Origin of the sequence: Bacteroides ihuae (assembly GCF_900104585.1) — a bacterium.
Taxonomy (GTDB): Bacteria; Bacteroidota; Bacteroidia; order Bacteroidales; family Bacteroidaceae; genus Bacteroides; species Bacteroides ihuae.
The window spans coordinates 1,224,745-1,245,022 of sequence record NZ_FNVX01000005.1; the positions used below are offsets into that span (position 1 = coordinate 1,224,745).

At 37.8% G+C, this 20,278-nt stretch carries 17 protein-coding genes, 1 CRISPR repeat array and 1 riboswitch; of the genes, 12 read left to right on the top strand and 5 right to left on the bottom strand.

Going from position 1 to position 20,278, the window contains the following annotated elements; genetic code table 11:
• Window position 1 precedes the first annotated feature (1 nt).
• Genes BQ5338_RS10700 through cas2 form a run of 4 tightly spaced genes read left to right on the top strand, consistent with a single transcriptional unit; the run spans window position 2 to window position 2,858 of the window.
• Entirely contained in the window at window positions 2–1,054 is a 1,053-nt protein-coding gene (locus BQ5338_RS10700) for a CRISPR-associated protein Cas7 (RefSeq protein ID WP_071146760.1), read from the top strand.
• Between the two features lie 10 nt (window positions 1,055–1,064).
• Entirely contained in the window at window positions 1,065–1,577 is a 513-nt protein-coding gene (gene cas4, locus BQ5338_RS10705) for a CRISPR-associated protein Cas4 (protein WP_071146761.1), read from the top strand.
• Window positions 1,574–2,590, top strand: a complete 1,017-nt coding sequence (gene cas1b, locus BQ5338_RS10710; protein ID WP_071146762.1) for a type I-B CRISPR-associated endonuclease Cas1b — start codon at window positions 1,574–1,576, stop codon at window positions 2,588–2,590. Before cas4 ends, cas1b begins: the two co-directional genes overlap by 4 nt.
• A 4-nt stretch (window positions 2,591–2,594) precedes the next feature.
• Complete coding sequence (cas2, locus tag BQ5338_RS10715) at window positions 2,595–2,858, top strand: CRISPR-associated endonuclease Cas2 (RefSeq protein ID WP_071146763.1); 264 nt, start codon at window positions 2,595–2,597, stop codon at window positions 2,856–2,858.
• Between the two features lie 212 nt (window positions 2,859–3,070).
• Window positions 3,071–6,612: a CRISPR direct-repeat array (repeat unit 29 nt; unit sequence CCTTTAATTGTACCTTATGGAATTGAAAC).
• A 140-nt stretch (window positions 6,613–6,752) separates the two neighbouring features.
• On the opposite strand, the gene BQ5338_RS10720 is transcribed toward cas2, so the two are convergent.
• Window positions 6,753–7,730 carry a uroporphyrinogen decarboxylase/cobalamine-independent methonine synthase family protein gene (locus BQ5338_RS10720; RefSeq protein ID WP_071146764.1) on the bottom strand — a complete coding sequence of 326 codons (978 nt, stop codon included), beginning with the start codon at window positions 7,728–7,730 and terminating at the stop codon, window positions 6,753–6,755.
• 54 nt (window positions 7,731–7,784) lie between these two features.
• Window positions 7,785–7,988, bottom strand: a riboswitch (cobalamin riboswitch).
• An 83-nt stretch (window positions 7,989–8,071) separates the two neighbouring features.
• Window positions 8,072–9,001, bottom strand: a complete 930-nt coding sequence (locus BQ5338_RS10725) for a cation diffusion facilitator family transporter (RefSeq protein WP_071146765.1) — start codon at window positions 8,999–9,001, stop codon at window positions 8,072–8,074.
• A 129-nt stretch (window positions 9,002–9,130) separates the two neighbouring features.
• On the opposite strand from BQ5338_RS10725, the gene BQ5338_RS10730 reads away from it, so the two are divergent.
• Entirely contained in the window at window positions 9,131–9,904 is a 774-nt protein-coding gene (locus BQ5338_RS10730) for a threonine/serine exporter family protein (protein WP_071146766.1), read from the top strand.
• Window positions 9,901–10,422 carry a threonine/serine exporter family protein gene (locus BQ5338_RS10735; protein ID WP_071146767.1) on the top strand — a complete coding sequence of 174 codons (522 nt, stop codon included), beginning with the start codon at window positions 9,901–9,903 and terminating at the stop codon, window positions 10,420–10,422. Before BQ5338_RS10730 ends, BQ5338_RS10735 begins: the two co-directional genes overlap by 4 nt.
• 189 nt (window positions 10,423–10,611) lie before the next feature.
• On the opposite strand, the gene BQ5338_RS10740 is transcribed toward BQ5338_RS10735, so the two are convergent.
• On the bottom strand, window positions 10,612–11,283 hold the full coding sequence (locus tag BQ5338_RS10740) for a bifunctional 4-hydroxy-2-oxoglutarate aldolase/2-dehydro-3-deoxy-phosphogluconate aldolase (RefSeq protein ID WP_071146768.1): 672 nt from the start codon (window positions 11,281–11,283) through the stop codon (window positions 10,612–10,614).
• Between the two features lie 34 nt (window positions 11,284–11,317).
• Window positions 11,318–12,361 carry a sugar kinase gene (locus BQ5338_RS10745; protein ID WP_071146769.1) on the bottom strand — a complete coding sequence of 348 codons (1,044 nt, stop codon included), beginning with the start codon at window positions 12,359–12,361 and terminating at the stop codon, window positions 11,318–11,320.
• 250 nt (window positions 12,362–12,611) lie between these two features.
• Here BQ5338_RS10745 and BQ5338_RS10750 point away from each other — a divergent pair, with 250 nt between their 5' ends.
• The 6 genes from BQ5338_RS10750 (at window position 12,612) to BQ5338_RS10775 (ending at window position 18,758) form a co-directional block, all read left to right on the top strand.
• Entirely contained in the window at window positions 12,612–13,679 is a 1,068-nt protein-coding gene (locus BQ5338_RS10750; RefSeq protein ID WP_071146770.1) for a LacI family DNA-binding transcriptional regulator, read from the top strand.
• A gap of 29 nt (window positions 13,680–13,708) precedes the next feature.
• Window positions 13,709–15,199 (top strand): UxaA family hydrolase, encoded by a 1,491-nt coding sequence (locus tag BQ5338_RS10755; RefSeq protein ID WP_071146771.1) that lies wholly within the window; start codon window positions 13,709–13,711, stop codon window positions 15,197–15,199.
• A 94-nt stretch (window positions 15,200–15,293) separates the two neighbouring features.
• Window positions 15,294–16,592, top strand: a complete 1,299-nt coding sequence (locus tag BQ5338_RS10760; protein ID WP_071146772.1) for a Na+/H+ antiporter NhaC family protein — start codon at window positions 15,294–15,296, stop codon at window positions 16,590–16,592.
• 120 nt (window positions 16,593–16,712) lie between these two features.
• A complete protein-coding gene (locus BQ5338_RS10765; RefSeq protein WP_071146773.1) occupies window positions 16,713–17,336 on the top strand; it encodes a 30S ribosomal protein S16 in 624 nt (207 codons plus the stop codon).
• Window positions 17,337–17,505: 169 nt separating this feature from the next.
• The gene (locus BQ5338_RS10770; protein WP_071146774.1) at window positions 17,506–18,093 is read left to right on the top strand and encodes a Crp/Fnr family transcriptional regulator; all 588 of its coding nucleotides are present in this window, start codon (window positions 17,506–17,508) and stop codon (window positions 18,091–18,093) included.
• Window positions 18,094–18,170: 77 nt separating this feature from the next.
• Window positions 18,171–18,758, top strand: a complete 588-nt coding sequence (locus BQ5338_RS10775; protein ID WP_071146775.1) for a hypothetical protein — start codon at window positions 18,171–18,173, stop codon at window positions 18,756–18,758.
• A gap of 167 nt (window positions 18,759–18,925) precedes the next feature.
• Here the strand turns inward: BQ5338_RS10775 and BQ5338_RS10780 are convergent, their stop codons facing one another.
• Window positions 18,926–19,744, bottom strand: coding sequence for a penicillin-binding transpeptidase domain-containing protein (locus BQ5338_RS10780; protein ID WP_071146776.1), 819 nt, complete (start codon window positions 19,742–19,744; stop codon window positions 18,926–18,928).
• Window positions 19,745–20,278 lie beyond the last annotated feature (534 nt).

The window sequence follows — 20,278 nt, forward strand, 5'->3', positions numbered from 1 at the left end:
TATGAATCCTTACATTTATCTTAGAGTACTTAAACATGCTGAACACACAGTGTTCTGTGTACAAGACGGTCAGAAATCTTATTATGACCCACTTTTCAATAAATCCGTAGCTTACTCCAGTGGACAACAAGTTAAACGTTCTATTCTTGATGCCTTGACATCAAATTTGAATGTGCAAATGGCCCCTATTACATTTAACTATAATGTAACAGCGAAAAAAGAATTAGAAAATAAAGAACCTTGGTCTCCCTGCGATCCTAGTTATATTGACCAATTGCTTGGTGGATGGATGCGTGCCGGAGATGGAGTAACAGTTAAAAGAAGAAGTCCATTGTCTATTTCGGCTATGCGTCCACTACACCCGTTGCTGGCAAGTACCGACAAAGAGAATCTAACTTTTGACCGCAGTGATAAACCAGATCGTAACCCCGTAAATGTAAGGTATGGCGAAAAATTACTAGATGAAGAAGAAATTGAAGAATTTCTAGCTACTAACAATAGAACGCTTCCTCGTCGAAATTGGATTCCTGATAATGTAAGAACAAGTGGTTTATTCGTTTATGATATAGCATTAGATCTTAGAACCTTATTTTCTGTATCCACCAATCAACACGAGCCTGAGTTATCTAAAGAAAAAATAGAAGAGCTCAAAGCCAAAGGATGGATTGAAAGTGAAAATATTTTCGGTAAATGTATCGTATTGCCTAAAGAAGAACAGAAAAAGATTATTCCCGCTCTAGCAAATGCTTTATTAAATTGGAGGATCACTTCCAATCAAGCACGTACATTTAGCTTAATGGAAACTTTAGCTATTGCTATCAGCGACAATGCTAATACACTTGCAGGGTCTATTCGCGCAAAGTTAATTGACGATGGAGAAAGACCTAAAGCAAAGCCTATTATAGACGAAACAGCTGGAGCAGATATATTTGTAACCCTTCCCTGCTCAAATTATATTGTTACTGTAAATGAGAGCGCAGACGCCATAGAGAAAGCTCAACAAAAACTGATAGAATTAATGGAAGCTTTTGATTATGTAAATCAAGAAGGATAATTAAACCGCCATGCAAACAACAGGCACTCATTTCAATTATTATCAAGTATGCAAACGAAAGCTTTGGCTATTTGCTAACGGGATAAGTATGGAGCATACCTCCGATCTTGTTTATGAGGGAAATTTGATTCACGAGGAATCTTATCCACAACGCTCTTCGAAATATGAAGAAGTGGAATTGGATGGAATCAAGGTGGACTTCTATGACGCAAGGAAGAAGGTGATTCATGAAATAAAGAAATCAGATAAGATGGAGAGGGCGCATGAATGGCAATTGAAATATTACCTGTATGTCTTCGAAAAGAATGGTATTGTAGGCGTCACAGGCATATTGGAGTATCCGGTTTTGAGGAAAACGGATGCAATAGTACTATCTGATATTGATAGAGAAACGATTAGGACAATGGAAACGGAGATACAAGCCATCATTGAAAATGAGGAGTGCCCTCTCCTAGAGAAGAAACGCATCTGTAAGAATTGTAGTTATTATGATTTTTGTTATAGCACGGAGGAAGAAGAATGAAGAAGACGTACTATTTATTTAACCCCGGTTCGCTGGAGAGACGAGACAATACTTTGAAGTTTACTCCCATATCCGATTCGGAAGCGGAGCACCCGGTTCAGGGAAGTCCACGTTATCTACCGGTAGAAGATATCAATGAATTTTATGTTTTTGGCTCACTAACAGCCAATAGCGCACTGTTTAACTTCCTTGGTCAGAAGGACATCGCAGTGCACTTCTTTGACTATTATGAAAATTACACTGGATCGTTTATGCCTCGAGACGGCCTTTTATCGGGTAGAATGCTCTTGGCTCAAACAGCTGCTTATCAGGACAAAAAGAAACGGATCATTATTGCCCAGAAGTTTATTGAAGGTGCTGTATTCAACATGTTGAAGAATCTGCAATATTACAATCGCAGGGGAAAAGATATGGAAGATATTATGGAGATCATGAAGTTACTTGCTTTGAAGATTCCTGAATCGAAAACGGTAGAAGAGTTGATGGGTGTAGAAGGAATGATTCGCCAGACTTACTATGATGCTTTCAACTTAATATTGAATGATTTCGAAATGGGCAACCGTTCTAAACAACCTCCTCGCAATGAAGTGAATGCCCTGATCTCCTTTGGCAACATGATTTGTTACACTCTTTGTTTGCGCGCTATCAATCAGACGCAACTCAACCCAACGATTAGCTTTCTGCATACTCCTGGTGAAAGACGATATTCGTTGGCACTGGACGTGGCAGAAATTTTTAAACCGATAATCGTGGACCGTGTGATCTTTAAAGTGCTGAATAAAAAAGAGATTCAAGAAAAGCATTTCGACAAGAAAATGAACAAATGCTTGTTAAACTCAGAAGGAAAAAAGATCTTTGTAAAGGCATTGGAAGATCGACTTCAAGAAACCATTCAGCATCGTAGTTTGAAACGCAATGTCAGTTATCGGCATTTAATAAAACTAGAATGCTATAAACTGACAAAACATTTGCTAAAGATAGAAGAATATAAACCATTTAAAATGTATTGGTAACTCTATGTATGTGATTCTAGTTTACGATTTCGGAGAGAAGCGTGTGGCGAAAATGTTGAAACTTTGCCGCAAGTATTTGAATTGGATTCAAAACTCCGTCTTTGAAGGTGAGATTTCGGAAGTTCGCTTGCATGAGTTACTCATTTCTGCCAAAAAATTTATGAAAGAAGAGAGTGATAGCATTATCATTTTCAAAGGTAGAGACGTCAGGTGGACTGAAAAGCAAATCGTAGGAAAAGAGCGTAGTAGTATAGATATTTTCTTATAGCAAGTTGTCAATGTATCTATAATGCTCTTACATTACGCACAAAATAAGCAATGCTCGCTCTTTGACTTATTGAAAATCAGCTATTTGCAATAGATGTCGATCATCAGGTGTTTTTATATAACTGGTGATCGACATTTTTTAGAAAGAAAATAACTATCTTTGTTTCCGCTAACCAATTGATATACAGGGATTCCCTGTTTTGATTTTGGAGGCCTTTAATTGTACCTTATGGAATTGAAACAACTCCTAATAAGTTTTTTTACAATTTCCGTAACTCCTTTAATTGTACCTTATGGAATTGAAACTCGTAATAGATGTAGCGTTCGATGTATTACCGTCAACCTTTAATTGTACCTTATGGAATTGAAACATACATCAAGAAACTCAGAATAAAATTCAGTAAATCCTTTAATTGTACCTTATGGAATTGAAACCTTAAAAATGCTCTGGGCGAAATAAAGAAGGTGTAAGCCTTTAATTGTACCTTATGGAATTGAAACATAAATAAACATACCCTCTCAATATAGCTTTTCCGGGCCTTTAATTGTACCTTATGGAATTGAAACGAGATGGTTGGATTCTTGGTTCTTGGAGGGATAATAACCTTTAATTGTACCTTATGGAATTGAAACAAATCTTCGTTAGCCTTTATTCGTTGCGCCATTGACCCTTTAATTGTACCTTATGGAATTGAAACGAACTCCCAATAAGTTTTTTTACAATTTCCGTTACCGCCTTTAATTGTACCTTATGGAATTGAAACTAACATTTTGGGCACTTTTAAATAATAATAGGCCGCCCTTTAATTGTACCTTATGGAATTGAAACAACTACAACGGCATTTGAAAAGATTTGCAATCTGACCCTTTAATTGTACCTTATGGAATTGAAACGTTAGTTTTGATTTATATTGATAACTTCGGCTCTATTCCTTTAATTGTACCTTATGGAATTGAAACGCCAGTCTTCGTTAGTGAGGCTGTTTGCATCGGCTTTCCTTTAATTGTACCTTATGGAATTGAAACGTCCTTCTCTCGTATCGTATTGCGTATAAAGCGGTTCCTTTAATTGTACCTTATGGAATTGAAACTAAATATATACGCTTCTTGTGAGTTGCACGCCTTTCCTTTAATTGTACCTTATGGAATTGAAACACAATACGGAGAGCGATCTTAATATTGCATGCCCTTCCTTTAATTGTACCTTATGGAATTGAAACTACGAATACTGGGAAGCTGAAAACGTAGAAACTGGGCCTTTAATTGTACCTTATGGAATTGAAACCAAAAGACTTATTCGATAAGTTTTGCGAAGACAATCCCTTTAATTGTACCTTATGGAATTGAAACAAAAATCGGGGGCTAACATAGATTTGATAAATCAAACCTTTAATTGTACCTTATGGAATTGAAACGATTGCGAACTCGGTATTTGATTCTGTAATGGTGGACCTTTAATTGTACCTTATGGAATTGAAACTACCCACAACGAAAGAGGAGCCACGCCCGGCAAACACCTTTAATTGTACCTTATGGAATTGAAACCAACAATCATAGCGTCAACGAGCGCAATCACATTAGCCCTTTAATTGTACCTTATGGAATTGAAACGTCTATTTGTTCAGGATTAGCATTTTTATCACACCACCTTTAATTGTACCTTATGGAATTGAAACCCGAAATGGGGCACTTAAAGACTTTATTTCTATTTTCCTTTAATTGTACCTTATGGAATTGAAACACGGATTAGATATTCCTTTCCGTAGTGCGGCTTCTCCTTTAATTGTACCTTATGGAATTGAAACTTAGGAGTTTTTATTCTCTTAAAAGCTCTCACTGAACCTTTAATTGTACCTTATGGAATTGAAACATATTTTATTTATTCTGTCATATTCGTTATTTGAATCCTTTAATTGTACCTTATGGAATTGAAACAAAGTTATTGAGATATGTCGATTTGAGAATAACCATGCCTTTAATTGTACCTTATGGAATTGAAACTGATTTTGTTTCTATTTCTACGATTCGAGAATTGAATCCTTTAATTGTACCTTATGGAATTGAAACTCTGTGGTATTGTCTATGGATCTACTTTGCAAATACCTTTAATTGTACCTTATGGAATTGAAACTCCTTGCGGATGTGAAGCTTTTGCCGGGATGACTTCCTTTAATTGTACCTTATGGAATTGAAACCTTAAAAACAGAATTATGAAAGCAATTATCATTATCCCTTTAATTGTACCTTATGGAATTGAAACGAGAAGTTAATGCACGTAATAAGAAAGAAGCAATATCCTTTAATTGTACCTTATGGAATTGAAACTCGAATACATTTCATACGAAAGAGGGTTTATCTCTCCTTTAATTGTACCTTATGGAATTGAAACAAGCCTTTGTATTCTGGTACGTGCTTATAGGCCGTACCTTTAATTGTACCTTATGGAATTGAAACTAGTTCAATATTTAAAGCAGTAGGATAAACCTCTACCTTTAATTGTACCTTATGGAATTGAAACTCAACTGGCAAAGTTTTAGCAGTGTACACTGAAATAACCTTTAATTGTACCTTATGGAATTGAAACTTGTTAATCAAATACAAAAATTCAGGAGCTCGATCTCCCTTTAATTGTACCTTATGGAATTGAAACTGCAACTGGCAAAGTTTTAGCAGTGTACACTGAAATACCTTTAATTGTACCTTATGGAATTGAAACATCTTTTTGGATTCCCAAACAAGTAGTTCTTTTCAAACCTTTAATTGTACCTTATGGAATTGAAACTCAACATCGATAAGTCTTTGTTTTGGAAATGAAACCCTTTAATTGTACCTTATGGAATTGAAACCATTCTTTTATAACTTCAAAACATCTTCCCTTGCTGTCCTTTAATTGTACCTTATGGAATTGAAACATAAAAGAAGAGGACGTAGACAATATTCGCTTTAAACCTTTAATTGTACCTTATGGAATTGAAACGAACTTCCGGCGTGGGTTATAATCCATTATTGTAAATCCTTTAATTGTACCTTATGGAATTGAAACATGTACACGCCTTTTGCTATTACAATACCGTCCGATACCTTTAATTGTACCTTATGGAATTGAAACATTACCCTTGTTAGTTAGCACTAAAGCCGTCTTAACCTTTAATTGTACCTTATGGAATTGAAACAAGAAAGGTGGTATGAACCCGTATGCGGGGCTATATCCTTTAATTGTACCTTATGGAATTGAAACTAATTAGACAATGTTTGTTCTTCATCTTTCAACAAAGCCTTTAATTGTACCTTATGGAATTGAAACGTGCTACATTGTCAACCGTCCGGCTCCGCCACTCCCTTTAATTGTACCTTATGGAATTGAAACAGAGGTGTACATTTGAATACAAGGACTTGTAAATATCCTTTAATTGTACCTTATGGAATTGAAACCTTCAAGTAAATACCAGAACATTTTTTTACTTTATCCTTTAATTGTACCTTATGGAATTGAAACCTACTATTCCGTGCTCAATTCCTAAATACACAAATCCTTTAATTGTACCTTATGGAATTGAAACCTCGAATCAGGATACACAACAATAACACGGCTAAACCCTTTAATTGTACCTTATGGAATTGAAACACAAATAACGAGGGCCGCTGTTTTATTCCTTCATCCTCCTTTAATTGTACCTTATGGAATTGAAACAGGAACATCAAGATTACTTCTAAAGAAGCTATATTCCTTTAATTGTATCTCATAGAATTTAAATGTAAAAATTGTTTTCTAAAATTCACAGAGAAGATTCTGTCCCTGACAACAATAAATAAAACCCGGTCGAATCACTTCGCCCGGGCCTCCATAAATAAACTTGGCAGAGTTTATTTTGAAAATATACTAGTTATAAAGAAATCATTTATTATCAGACCAAAGAGCCTTTGCCGCTATCATAGCCATATCCAAAGTGCTCCACTGTTTCATTAAAGCTGTATCATAGTCTTCATTGGGCAATACTTGCGCATTAGGAACACAAAGACTAAGACGTTCCAACGAAATATAAGGCGTCACCTCATCTATAGCTTCGTATATTTCATCTAGTTCACTTGGCAATGGATAGTGAGACGGAATGAAACCAAACGTAGCTTTCTGTTCGCGAATAAACCACAAAAGAGAGCTTTTGCCACAACTTTCATCATCATAATCAAGTAAAAAGGAATTAACTCCTTCAACAGAGTAAAGCATTTCTGCAGATGCATGAAAAGCGATAAAAAGATCTTCAGGATGCCCCTCTAACGACAGGTTATTTACTTGAATAGCATTCGAAGTTAGCACTCGGGTAACATCATCAAACTGTAGATACCGACAACCGGATTCATACAACTCTTGAATCAACTTTTGATAGGTTAAGGCTATATCTGTTAGCAATTCTTCTTCGTCAGGATAAATAGTTGATAACTGATCACTGTTACCATCTTTCAATAATTCACTCAGTAGCAGAGACGGTGCCGGCAATACTTGCTTGGCAATCACATCACCTCCCGTCACTCCGGTTAGGTACATGAAATCATCTAAGACAGGATGATGATGAAAATCTACTCTTCCTATAAGTTCAATGCCGCTCTTATGATCACCTCGAGACTGTATGCCTTCTAAGTTACACATAAAATCTAATGGCCAGGAAATATTACGAAAACCTCCATCGGTTACTACTCTTAATCCTACTGCTTTCAGCCGATCTACTAAATTACGAATTTCCGTATCTTCTATGGCACGCAAAGCTACCCTACTAATCTGTTCATTACGATATTGAGCTTGTGCATCTCTTAATTCTTGAGGAAGAAGAAAGGCACCAGCGACATCTATCCTAAACGGAGGTCCGACATATTCCATACGCTACTAATTTAGATGATTTTATCTTGTACATTATTCCCAATCCACGAGGAATAAAGACGTAAAAAGATGGCAGGTCTTCTGACTTAGCTTCCATTTCGAATACCTTCCCGGCCAAGGCCAGTGGTTAAAGGAGTATTTCATCGAAATGTTTGTGTTAGAGCTTTACAGCAGCGGGACTGTCCGGGATTTACACCCGATTCCCTTTTAATTATCACACCTGAAGAGTTGTGATAAACCATTCTTGAATGCAAATATAATAAAAGGTGTGAATAATCAAATAAATCCAAGGCGAATTAACACTCTTTTTTTGAAACAGGGCACTTCTTTATATCTAAAACCTAATCTACGTTACCAAAGTTCTGGCAACCAACATCACCGCAACAATCACTATTATGCTCAAATTCGAGTGTAGCATGCTGAACTCCGGCCTCTAGTAGGACATGTTTCACCTCTCGTTTTACATTCTCGAGTTGAGATAGATCATTGATGACGAGATGTGCTGTCAAAGCTGTTTCAGTAGTGCTTATTGCCCAGATGTGAAGATGATGACAATTTATAACTTTAGGTACGGAGAGGATAATCTCTTCTATTTGCTTACTATCGGTTCCTGTAGGCACACCATCAAGCGAAAGGCGAATGCTATCGTGCAAAAGTCCCCATGTAGAATAGATAATTACACAAGCTATAAGCAAACCTAGAATAGGATCTATCACCGACCAGCCGGTATAAGAGATAACAATACCCGAAATGACCACACCTACAGACACCAATGCATCGGCAGCCATATGCAAATAAGCTCCTTTAACATTCAAATCTTTCTCCTTATCCTTCATAAACAACCAAGCCGTAAGCCCATTAACAAAAACCCCTACCCCAGCTGTCCAAGCTATAGCGTCCCCTTCCACAGGAGAGGGATGAAATAATTTGTCTATACTTTCAGCAAAGATAACACCCACAGCTATCAGCAAAATGATAGAATTAAGCAGAGAAACTAATATTGTACTCTTTTTATAGCCATACGTATACTTAGAAGTGGCAGACACTCGAGCCAAACGAAAAGCTAGCATAGCCAATATTAGACTAGCTACATCACCCAAATTGTGCCCGGCATCTGAGATTAACCCCAATGAATTATAATAGAAACCAATTCCAAATTCTGTAACAACAAATATTATATTCAACCCGATACCAATAATAAATGATCTATTCAACCCCGTAATTTGAGGTGCATGATGATGATCGTGGTGGTGGTGTTTTGAAACTTCCATTCTATCCATATTTTGTTGAACACACAAAGATAAGTCTATATTTGCAGTAATCAAATAGATACAACAATGTTCTTTTTACTATTTTTTTTTATACCTTTGCGCTAAAAATAGAGATTTTAAGCTAACCTTATGGATATTCATCAAGAACTCAAAGAATTATCTAAATTCCTGTCCGATTATTCTACCAGTTTAATGGCTGTAGGTGTGCAAACATCCCGTATCGTACGTAACACATCTCGCATTGCCGAATCTTATGGTTTCTATCTGGACATGACCATCTTCCAAAAGACGATCATTATGACGTTGAGAGATTCCGACAACTCTCATTCGTATAGTACTGTAAACAAAATTAAGCCACAAGGTTTAAACTTTGCCATTAATTCTAAACTAAGTACGCTCAGTTGGGAAGCTTATGACGAGCATATCCCTTTGGAGGAATTAAAAGCAAGATACAACGAGATTGTCAGTAAGCCTCGAGAAAGCAAGTGGCTAGTATTATTTCTGGTAGCATGCGCCAATGCTGCTTTCTGTCGATTATTTCAAGGAGACCTTGCATCAATGGGTATTGTATTTGTAGCCACTCTTGGAGGCTTCTTTGTCCGTCAGTATCTCATGGAAAGGCATTGGAATCACTTGGCTATATTTATCATATCCTCTTTTGTGGCATCACTCATAGGAAGCACGGGCTATCTGTTTCATTGGGGAAACACGCCTGACATGGCACTAGGTACCAGCGTTCTATACCTCATTCCGGGAGTACCTCTTATTAATTCCATTATGGATATTATTGACGGACATGTATTAGCCGGGACCTCTCGTTTGATCAATGCGTGTCTACTTATTATATGTATAGCAATGGGACTTTCGATAACGCTTTTAATAACAGGAATTAGTACGCTATGATAAACTACGAATTTGTTCAAGCGATCATTTATGATGGATTATTTGCTGCTGTAGCAGCGATAGGATTTGCGATCATTTCAAATCCTCCTCGAAAGGCACTTGCTATTGCGGCATTCTTAGCTGCCGTAGGGCACGGATTTCGCTATTATCTTTTGCACACAGAATTATTCACTCTAGATATTGCCACAGCTTCTTTTTTTGCTGCTATATCTATAGGTTTGCTGTCTGTGCCTTTTGCCAAGTACGTTCATTGTCCGGCAGAGGTTTTTTCTTTTCCGGCTTTGCTGCCTATGATCCCGGGGATGTTTGCCTATAAAAGCATTCTATTTCTTACGAAATTCATGCAAAGTAAAGACCAAACGGCCTCTTTCCAGTACATTGAACAGTTCTTTAGGAATGGAATCACAAGCATTTTTGTGCTATTTGCGCTAGTAGTAGGCGTTGCCATACCAATATTTCTTTTTCATCGACAATCATTTAGCTCTACCCGTCTATTGAAGAAGATTATAAATAAATAAAAACAAGCCACCGAAATGATCCACTAACAAAAATCATTCCGATGGCTGTCCCTTAAAACACCTTTAAACAAAATGAGAGAATATGCCTCGTATTTAAACTAACTAACCCTTTTTAGAGACATATCCTATTGACTAGGCGACTATTGACATTGAATAATTCAATAAAAATGAGTCGCCTAATTAATATCTTTATTTTCTAGCTTCTGAAATATATCCGAAAGCTTCTTTACACTTAGCAACAATCCAAGCCCAATCCTGAGCGGCAACTACGTCACTTGGGAAAAGATTAGAACCCATTCCTACACAAGTAACGCCAGCTTTTATCCATGCAGTAAGGTTTTCCTTAGTTGGCTCTACGCCTCCTGTTACCATTAACATAGACCAAGGCATCGGAGCTTTTACGTTCTTCACAAATGAAGGTCCACCTACGTTTCCGGCAGGGAACACTTTGCAAAGATCACATCCTACTTCTTGAGCAAAACCAATTTCAGAAACTGATCCACAACCTGGAGTATAAGGAATCAAGCGACGATTGCAAATCTTAGCAATCTCGGGGTTAAACAATGGACCAACAATGAAGTTAGCACCCAATTGGATGTACATAGCTGCAGTGGCCGGATCAACAATTGAACCGATACCCATAATCATTTCAGGGCATTCTTTAGCAGCCCATTTCACCAATTCAGCAAATACATCCTGAGCAAAATCACCACGGTTGGTAAATTCAAATGCGCGAACACCACCATCATAGCATGCTTTCACTACATTCTTAGCAACCTCTACATCTTTGTTATAGAAAACGGGAACCATCCCTGTGCTTGCCATAGCATTGAGCACTTGTATCTTATTAAATTTTGCCATTTCTTTTTTCAATTAATATAATAACGAAACCTACTTATCTGCTTACACGGCCCGAACCGTCACCTTTCATCAAGTTCTCTACCTCAGCAACAGTAACCAAGTTAAAGTCACCATAGATAGTGTGTTTCAGGCATGAAGCAGCAACAGCAAACTCAAGTGCCTTCTGGTCATCAGACGGATAGCTGATTAAACCATAAATAAGTCCGCCCATGAATGAGTCACCACCACCTACACGGTCTACGATGTGGGTAATGTCATATCTATTAGAGATCTTCAATGAACCTTCAGAGTAAAGAACGCCTCCCCAAGTATTATGGTTTGCATTAATAGCACCACGAAGAGTCACAATCATTTTTTTGCAACGTGGGAATTTCTTCATCATTTGAGTACATACTGATTCAAATTCAGCAGAGTTAACTTCTCCATTAGTAGCAGTTACATCGAAGCCTTCTGGTTTGATACCAAATACCTTTTCACAGTCTTCTTCGTTACCAAGAATTACATCGCAACCTTCAACTAAAGCAGGCATTACTTCATCAGCTGTTTTGCCATATTTCCAAAGATTTTTGCGGAAGTTAATGTCACAAGAAACTGTAACACCCATTTCATTAGCCACTTTGATTGCTTCCAAACAAGCATCAGCAGCACCTTGAGACAAAGCTGGAGTAATACCGGTCCAATGAAACCATTGAGCGTCCTTGAAAACTTCTTTCCAGTTTACCATTCCCGGTTCGACAGTAGAAATAGAAGAATTTGCACGGTCGTAAACAACTTTTGAAGCACGAGCCACAGCACCAGTTTCTAAGAAATAGATACCTACACGGTCACCACCAAAAATAATTTCTTTTGTACCCACATTGTGCGCACGAAGATCCATGATGCAAGATTGAGCTATGTCATTTTTAGGAAGACGAGTTACGAATTCTGTATCTAAGCCATAGTTAGCCAATGACACAGCAACGTTTGCTTCGCCACCACCAAATGTAGCCGTGAATTCTTTAGCTTGTGAAAATCTCAGGTAACCCGGAGTAGCCAAACGAAGCATTATTTCCCCAAAAGTAACAACTTTCTTTCCCATAATTCTGTTTTTAATCTAATAAGTTATTAATATCGTTAAGTTTCAAATTATCATTGTATGCACGGAGCACCTATAAACAGAGGGATTTACATCTATATTTCTGTCAATAAAAGCTTCTTATATCACCTCCGTGTGCGGGCACAAAGATACAATAATTTTCGTAATTACAAAAATTGTTATATATTTGTGTCGAAAATAACAAGATTATTATTGTGCACGAGCACAATACAAAAACAACAAGCGATCTAAGATGAATAAGCTGCCAGATAGAATCAGAATTAAAGATATTGCTCGCCTAGCGGATGTGTCGGTTGGTACCGTAGACCGTGTTATTCATGGTCGAAGTGGTGTGTCGGAATCCAGTCGCCAACGCGTAGAAGAAATACTAAAACAATTGGATTATCAACCCAACATGTATGCCAGCGCACTTGCGTCCAATAAAAAATACTCCTTCTACTGTCTACTGCCGCAACATTTTAAAGGTGAATATTGGACAGCTGTGGAAGCAGGAATAAATGAAGCTTTGGCCAATTACTCAGATTTCAACATTTCGGCACATATATCTTATTACGATCCCTATAATTATCATTCATTTGTAGATGCCGGAAAAACTATTTTAGAAGCACAGCCAGACGGAGTCTTGCTTGCTCCTACTGCACCGCAATATACCAAGGAGCTCGCAAATGCACTCACCGAACACAATACACCTTATATATATATAGATTCGTATATAAAAGAGATTCCTCCTTTGGCGTTCTTCGGACAGCATTCTCATCAAAGCGGATATTTTGCTGCACGCATGCTAATGTTGCTGGCTGGCAATGAGAAGGAGATCGTTATTTTCCGGAAGATAAATGAAGGTATAGTGGGTTCTAATCAACAAGAAAATCGTGAAGTCGGTTTTATGAAATATATGAAGGAACATCATCCTACATGCAACATCCTTGAACTTAACTTGCATGCTAACAAGCCGAATGAAGACAACACAATGCTTGATAATTTCTTTCACCAGCATTCCACCGTACGCAATGGTATCACTTTTAATTCAAAGGCTTATATCATAGGCGAATACCTACAAAGCAGGAACTCATCCTTTAACTTAGTAGGCTACGACTTATTAGAGCGAAATGTATCATGCTTGAAACAAAATAGTATTGCATTCCTTATAGCTCAGCAACCTGATTTACAGGGACTAAACGGAATTAAAGCATTATGTGATCATCTTATCTTTAAAAAAGAGATACCTTGTGTCAACTATATGCCAATTGATCTTTTAACTGTAGAAACTATCGATTTCTACTTGAAGTTACCTAGATAAAAACAACTTTTAAAACAAAAAAGAATAGAATGGAAACAAAGTACTTACAGATTAATCCAGCCGACAATGTGGCTGTTGCAATCGTTAATTTATCGGCAGGAGAAACCCTTTCGATAAATGGAACGCAAGTAACCTTACATGAAGACATTCCCGCCGGACATAAATTTGCCTTGAAAGATTTTGCTGAAGGAGAAGATATAATTAAATATGGCTACCCCATTGGACATGCTATTACGGCAAAAAAACTGGGTGACTGGATGAATGAGAATAGCATTAAAACCAATCTTGCCGGATTGTTGGATTATACCTATAACCCAGCACAAGTTTCGCTTGACATCCCCAAGAAGGAACTTACTTTTAAAGGATATCGCCGTAAAAACGGTGATGTAGGTATTCGCAACGAGATATGGATTATCCCTACTGTTGGTTGTGTAAACGGTATCATTGCTCAGCTTGCTGAAAGTATGCGTCGTGAAACGGAAGGCAAAGGAGTGGACGCCATCGTGGCCTACCCACACAATTATGGTTGTTCACAATTGGGAGACGATCACGAAAACACTAGAAAAATCTTGCGCGATATGGTGTTACACCCCAATGCAGGTGCAGTGCTAGTGGTAGGTTTAGGATGTGAGAATAATCAACCGGATGCTTTCCGCGAGTTTCTTGGAGATTATGACACGGACAGAGTATCATTCCTAGTTACACAAAAAGTAGGTGATGAATACGAAGAAGGCATGAAAATACTTCGTGAATTATACGCTAAAGCATCTACAGACAGACGTGTAGAGGTTCCTTTATCAGAACTGCGTGTAGGATTGAAATGTGGTGGTTCAGACGGATTCTCCGGCATCACAGCGAATCCATTGTTGGGCATGTTCTCCGACTTCCTTATTGCGCAAGGAGGAACAAGCGTGTTGACTGAAGTTCCTGAAATGTTTGGTGCCGAAACGATCCTGATGAATCGTTGCGAAAACAAAGACTTATTCAACCAGACAGTCCACCTTATTAATGATTTCAAAGAATACTTCCTTTCGCATGGCGAACCGGTAGGAGAAAATCCTTCTCCGGGCAACAAGGCGGGAGGTATCTCTACACTGGAAGAGAAGGCATTGGGCTGTACACAAAAATGCGGAAAGAGCTATGTATCAGGAGTATTACCTTATGGCGAGCGTCTTAAAGTGAAAGGCCTTACACTGCTTTCAGCACCCGGCAATGACTTAGTAGCCTCTACTGCCCTAGCCTCTTGCGGTTGCCACATGGTACTATTCACTACCGGACGTGGTACGCCATTCGGTACTTATGTACCTACAATGAAGATATCTACCAACACCGGCCTATCACAAAGAAAACCGGGATGGATCGACTTCAATGCAGGGGTCATCGTTGATAGCGAACCTATGGAAAAAACTTGTGAACGCTTCATTGATTACATTGTCAATGTAGCCAGCGGCGAATTAGTAAATAATGAGAAAAAAGGGTTCCGTGAAATAGCAATCTTCAAAACAGGGGTTACACTATAAAAGCCTTTGTTACACTCATATTTGGGACATAGATAAATATAATCTGTGTCCCTTTTTTATTTATCTTTGCCCTCAGAATAGCAACATGTAAAGTATGAGTGAAGAAAAAAAAGCGCAACGTATATCTGGTTTATGGGCTCTAAGCCCGTTATTTGTCTTTCTGTGTCTTTACTTAGTCACATCCATCATAGTAAACGACTTCTATAAAGTCCCCATTACAGTTGCTTTTTTGGCTTCATCCTGCTATGCCATTGCTATCACCCGAGGACTGAATCTAGAACATCGCATCTATCAATTTTCTGTTGGCGCATCCAATAAGAATATCATGCTCATGGTGTGGATATTCGTTCTTGCGGGAGCTTTTGCTCAAAGCGCCAAGCAGATGGGTGCCATTGACGCAACTGTAAACCTAACGCTGCATATACTGCCGGACAATCTGTTATTGGCTGGCATTTTCATCGCATCATGTTTCATCTCTCTATCCATTGGAACCAGCGTAGGCACCATTGTTGCACTTACACCTGTGGCCATTGGACTAGCGGAAAAAACAGGTATTGACCTTCCTTTTATAGTGGCTATCGTTGTGGGTGGCTCCTTCTTTGGCGATAATCTTTCATTTATTTCCGACACTACCATTGCAGCAACCAAAACTCAAGAATGTGTGATGCGTGATAAGTTTCGCGTCAACTCTATGATCGTTGTTCCGGCTGCTATGATCGTTTTAGGTATTTATGTTTTTCAAGGTCTATCCATAACTGCACCTCCACAAATTCAGAGTATAGAATGGTTAAAAGTATTACCTTACCTCATCGTGCTAGGCACAGCCATAGCTGGAATGAACGTAATGTTAGTACTCCTCATCGGTATCATTTCTACAGGCATCGTAGGCTTAAGTACTGGTAGTTTCGGCTTTTTCGATTGGTTTGGTTCTATGGGAAACGGCATTATCGGTATGGGTGAATTGATTATTGTCACCTTACTAGCAGGTGGCATGCTCGAGACCATTCGTTATAACGGAGGGATAGATTATATCATTAGCGCACTAACCAAACATGTAAAAGGTAAACGCGGTGCTGAGTTCAGCATTGCCGCATTAGTGAGCATCGCCAATTTATGTACTGCCAACAATACCATTGCAATTATCACCACAGGACCTATTGCTAAAGATATCGCCATAAAATTTCACCTCGATCGCCGCAAAACGGCTAGCATACTCGATACCTTTTCCTGCTTTATTCAAGGAATAATCCCTTATGGCGCACAAATGCTTATTGCCGCCGGATTGGCAAATATCTCCCCTATCAGCATTATCGGTAATTTGTATTACCCTTTCACTATGGGACTATTCGCTATTCTAGCTATCTTATTCCGCTATCCCAAACGATATTCGTAATAAATATAGCAACTAAAAGAATAGAACTTTTTGTCAATCAAAATAAAACATCTATCTTTGCAGCCGCTATTACGAGATAATAGCATTATTCAAATCATTAATTAATAACATTTATTTAAGATGGCAACTAAGATCAGATTGCAAAGACACGGACGTAAAAGTTACGCGTTCTATTCAATTGTAATTGCAGACAGCAGAGCACCACGTGATGGTAAATTTACAGAGAAGCTTGGTATATACAACCCAAACACCAATCCTGCTACAGTAGATTTGAATTTCGACAGTGCATTATCATGGGTTTTGAAAGGTGCACAACCTACGGATACAGTTCGTACTATTCTTTCTAACGAAGGAATTTACATGAAAAAACACCTCCTTGGTGGTGTTGCTAAAGGCGCATTTGGTGAAGCAGAAGCAGAAGCTAAATTTGAAGCATGGAAAGCTAACAAGCAAACAGGCTTGGCTGCTTTGAAAGCTAAACAAGAAGCTGATGCAAAAGCTGATGCAAAAGCACGCTTTGAAGCAGAAAAGAAAGTAAACGAAGCTAAAGCAAAAATTCTTGCAGATAAAAAAGCTGCAGAAGAAGCTGCTAACGCTCCTGCTCCTGTAGTTGAAGAAGCTCCAGTTGCGGAAGTTGTTGCTGAAGAGGCTGCTCCAGTTGCAGAAGTTGCTGCTGAAGAGGCTGCTCCAGTTGCGGAAGTTGCTGCTGAAGAAGCACCTGCTGCTGAAGCTAAAGCTGAATAATCTGGCTTTTCGGGTTATTCTCGATAAAGAAAAAGGATTAAAACTTATAAAATCCTCTCCGATTACCGGGGAGGATTTTTTATTTCTTCTTATTGAAAATAGATAATGCCAACTAATGTAAAACAGCGCAAATCTCTTATCTTTGTGTTCTACCATAAAATAGAAACTATTGGCCAACCTGGAAAAAATACAAGAGAATATTGGTTCAATCATAAATCTTAATCAAGAAGAATGGTTGGCAGTAGCGGCTGTATTAGAAAAAAAACTCATCAAGAAGAATGACTTCTTCTTGCAAGAAGGTCAAGTTTCTACATCCATTGCTTTTGTAGATGAAGGAGTGTTGATTTATTATAAAACTCTGGAGAACGCAAACGAAGTCACTACTGATTTTGCTTTTGAGAATGAATGGGTTACAAATAATCATAGCCGCTTAAATGCCACTCCATCCTTACTCAATATTAAAGCGATTGAAGATTCCATACTTTTAGTGATACAACAAAAAGACTTATTAAACCTTTACGATAAAATTCCGCGACTAGAACGCTTTGGCCGTCTCCTGATGGAACAAGCATACATAAAACTAGTCGAATTAAGTGTTGACCTGCAAACACTGTCCGCAACAGACAGGTATAACAAGCTAGTAGAAAACTATCCTGAAATATTCCAAAGAGTTCCACTCCATCACATTGCAAATTATTTAGGCGTTGCACCCAAATCTTTAAGTCGCATTCGCAATACTATTTTCTCTAAAAAATGATTTGGTAACAAATGCGGAGCAATTGAATGATCATCTATTCTGATATTTGCACTCATATTAATCAAACAAGTATCAGAATGAATAAAAATTTAATTTATTGCATTTTTGCACTCTTCTTATCGATACCTAACTTGTATGCACAAGAGACCTCCCAAAAGGAACATAGTTATGATGTTAAGCAAGCGTTAGAAGTAGAAAGTTTATTTCCAATGTTTATCACAGGAGGGTTTCATGCAGCCTTAGGATATCGGTATGGTAAGTTTAGAGTAAGAGTTAGCGTAATCAATGGAGGTAAATATAACGCAGAAGGAGCCGGAATAAACAACTCTTCGTCAGACTTCAAACGTTATTACAAAACCTCGCCAGGCATATTTCTGGGTTATAATGTATGGAAAAACCTTGAAGTATACGCTTATACCGAGTTTCACACATTTGAGATAGAGCAAAAAGCCACAGGTCTAAAGAAAGATTTGCATAGCACTGATGTAGGAGGTGGCATTGGATATCAATTCTTTATTGGTAAAGCATTTTATATTCAACCCGCATTTCATGTGTACTATCGCAAGAGCAAATCATTAGATTTTGATGGAGCTAGATATAACATTCCAAACGTTGACCTATCTCCTGTAATTCGTATAGGATACCGTTTCTGGAAAAAGTCTTGAAATTAGTTACATCCGTCTTCTTAAATATATTTTAATTTCGATTAAAGAAACGCAACAAACTAGCTAGCTATAGTTTCAGAAAAAGCATAACAACAAGGCCCTGTCTTGTTGTTATGCTTTTTCTTGTATTAACTCCTCTATCAAACCAGCTCCTTCTTCATCTGCACTTACTCTATTATCTTCAACTCCTTTAATACATTCTTGGTCAGCTCAATTCGCATGTTATTCTTCAGATCACCGAAGTTATTAACGATGATATTCATCGCAAATATCTTCGTCCCTGATTTTGTCTCTACAAAGCCAACATACCAACCAATCGTTTTATCATTCAAACAACCGCCGGTTCCAGTCTTTCCATACAGCTTATATGTTGGTGTAGATTCAGAAAGCATCATGCCCTTTACAGCATCCATATTTTTATCTGAAAATCCTACCAGTTTATGCAAGTAGAGTTTCTTTAAAAATTCGATTTGCTCGTCTATTGAAACCTGAATAGAGCCACATAGCCAAAAGTCATCTAGTCCGCTTGATATATCGTTATTGCCATAATTTAAAGCATCAACTTTCTCTTTCATACGCTCCTGTCCCACTCTTCTTGCTAATTCTTGGTAATACCAGACACATGAATATTTAAAAGCACTTTTAAAAGATAAGTCTTCATACCAATGTTTGAATGGCTCATTTGCTAAGTAGAATGCTTCTTTGGGATGAAGCACGCTATCATATTTGATAACAAAGGCAGTATCAGCAATCACGCCAGTCTCCAATCCGATCAATGAATTGGGTATTTTAAAGGTAGAGCAGGGAGAGAAGCGTTTTTCACAATGCTCTATGTTGTACTTTGTATAAGTGTCTGTTTTCAAGTCATAAAGACTGAATCCACCAACAAAGTCTCCAAAATATGATTTAAGATTAATAGTCTCAACTCTCTGGCCGAATAGATTGGTAGTAAAGAAAATCAGACTAAATAAAACGATCCTTTTCATTGAATAATATTTTAAGTGATAAATACAAGTAACAGCGGCCAAATAGCCACTGGGAACAAAAGTAATAAAATAGATTGTTTTGCAGAGAACTTCCGCACCATTTTAATTCATGCTTATTACAGTATTTACTATAATTGCTTCATTAAATTTCCGCTGAAACACTTGACTTTGGCAAGTAAATGTATTACTTTTGTAAGTGTAATCATAAAATATATTCAGATTAAACTACAGTAAACGGGGGAAGTAATAACTTTTCTCGTTTTTTTATTGTTACGCCATATATTTCCTCAAAAGAATAGTGCAAATCGACAAAAAGGACGGTTGAGTTGCTCCAAAAGGACGGTTGAGTTCGGTCAACTTCACGGTTGTGTTTCTTGAAAAGACGGTTTTACTTTACTCGTTTCATCATTTGTGATTGAAATAGCTCATAATGAGAATTGCTTTTCTTCTATTATTACATCAATTGCCATATATCGTTAATAAGTCATAAAGGTGCTATTGACAAAAATAAGTTCAAAAACGCTAATCGTAAAC

Coding starts and splice junctions, on each gene's coding strand:
- cas1b (WP_071146762.1), top strand. CDS start 1,574: ATGAAGAAGACGTACTATTTATTTAACCCCGGTTCGCTGGAGAGACGA.
- BQ5338_RS10745 (WP_071146769.1), bottom strand. CDS start 12,361: ATGGGAAAGAAAGTTGTTACTTTTGGGGAAATAATGCTTCGTTTGGCT.
- BQ5338_RS10725 (WP_071146765.1), bottom strand. CDS start 9,001: ATGGAAGTTTCAAAACACCACCACCACGATCATCATCATGCACCTCAA.
- BQ5338_RS10740 (WP_071146768.1), bottom strand. CDS start 11,283: ATGGCAAAATTTAATAAGATACAAGTGCTCAATGCTATGGCAAGCACA.
- BQ5338_RS10765 (WP_071146773.1), top strand. CDS start 16,713: ATGGCAACTAAGATCAGATTGCAAAGACACGGACGTAAAAGTTACGCG.
- BQ5338_RS10735 (WP_071146767.1), top strand. CDS start 9,901: ATGATAAACTACGAATTTGTTCAAGCGATCATTTATGATGGATTATTT.
- BQ5338_RS10730 (WP_071146766.1), top strand. CDS start 9,131: ATGGATATTCATCAAGAACTCAAAGAATTATCTAAATTCCTGTCCGAT.
- BQ5338_RS10720 (WP_071146764.1), bottom strand. CDS start 7,730: ATGGAATATGTCGGACCTCCGTTTAGGATAGATGTCGCTGGTGCCTTT.
- BQ5338_RS10700 (WP_071146760.1), top strand. CDS start 2: ATGAATCCTTACATTTATCTTAGAGTACTTAAACATGCTGAACACACA.
- BQ5338_RS10750 (WP_071146770.1), top strand. CDS start 12,612: ATGAATAAGCTGCCAGATAGAATCAGAATTAAAGATATTGCTCGCCTA.
- BQ5338_RS10775 (WP_071146775.1), top strand. CDS start 18,171: ATGAATAAAAATTTAATTTATTGCATTTTTGCACTCTTCTTATCGATA.
- BQ5338_RS10780 (WP_071146776.1), bottom strand. CDS start 19,744: ATGAAAAGGATCGTTTTATTTAGTCTGATTTTCTTTACTACCAATCTA.
- cas4 (WP_071146761.1), top strand. CDS start 1,065: ATGCAAACAACAGGCACTCATTTCAATTATTATCAAGTATGCAAACGA.
- cas2 (WP_071146763.1), top strand. CDS start 2,595: ATGTATGTGATTCTAGTTTACGATTTCGGAGAGAAGCGTGTGGCGAAA.
- BQ5338_RS10760 (WP_071146772.1), top strand. CDS start 15,294: ATGAGTGAAGAAAAAAAAGCGCAACGTATATCTGGTTTATGGGCTCTA.
- BQ5338_RS10755 (WP_071146771.1), top strand. CDS start 13,709: ATGGAAACAAAGTACTTACAGATTAATCCAGCCGACAATGTGGCTGTT.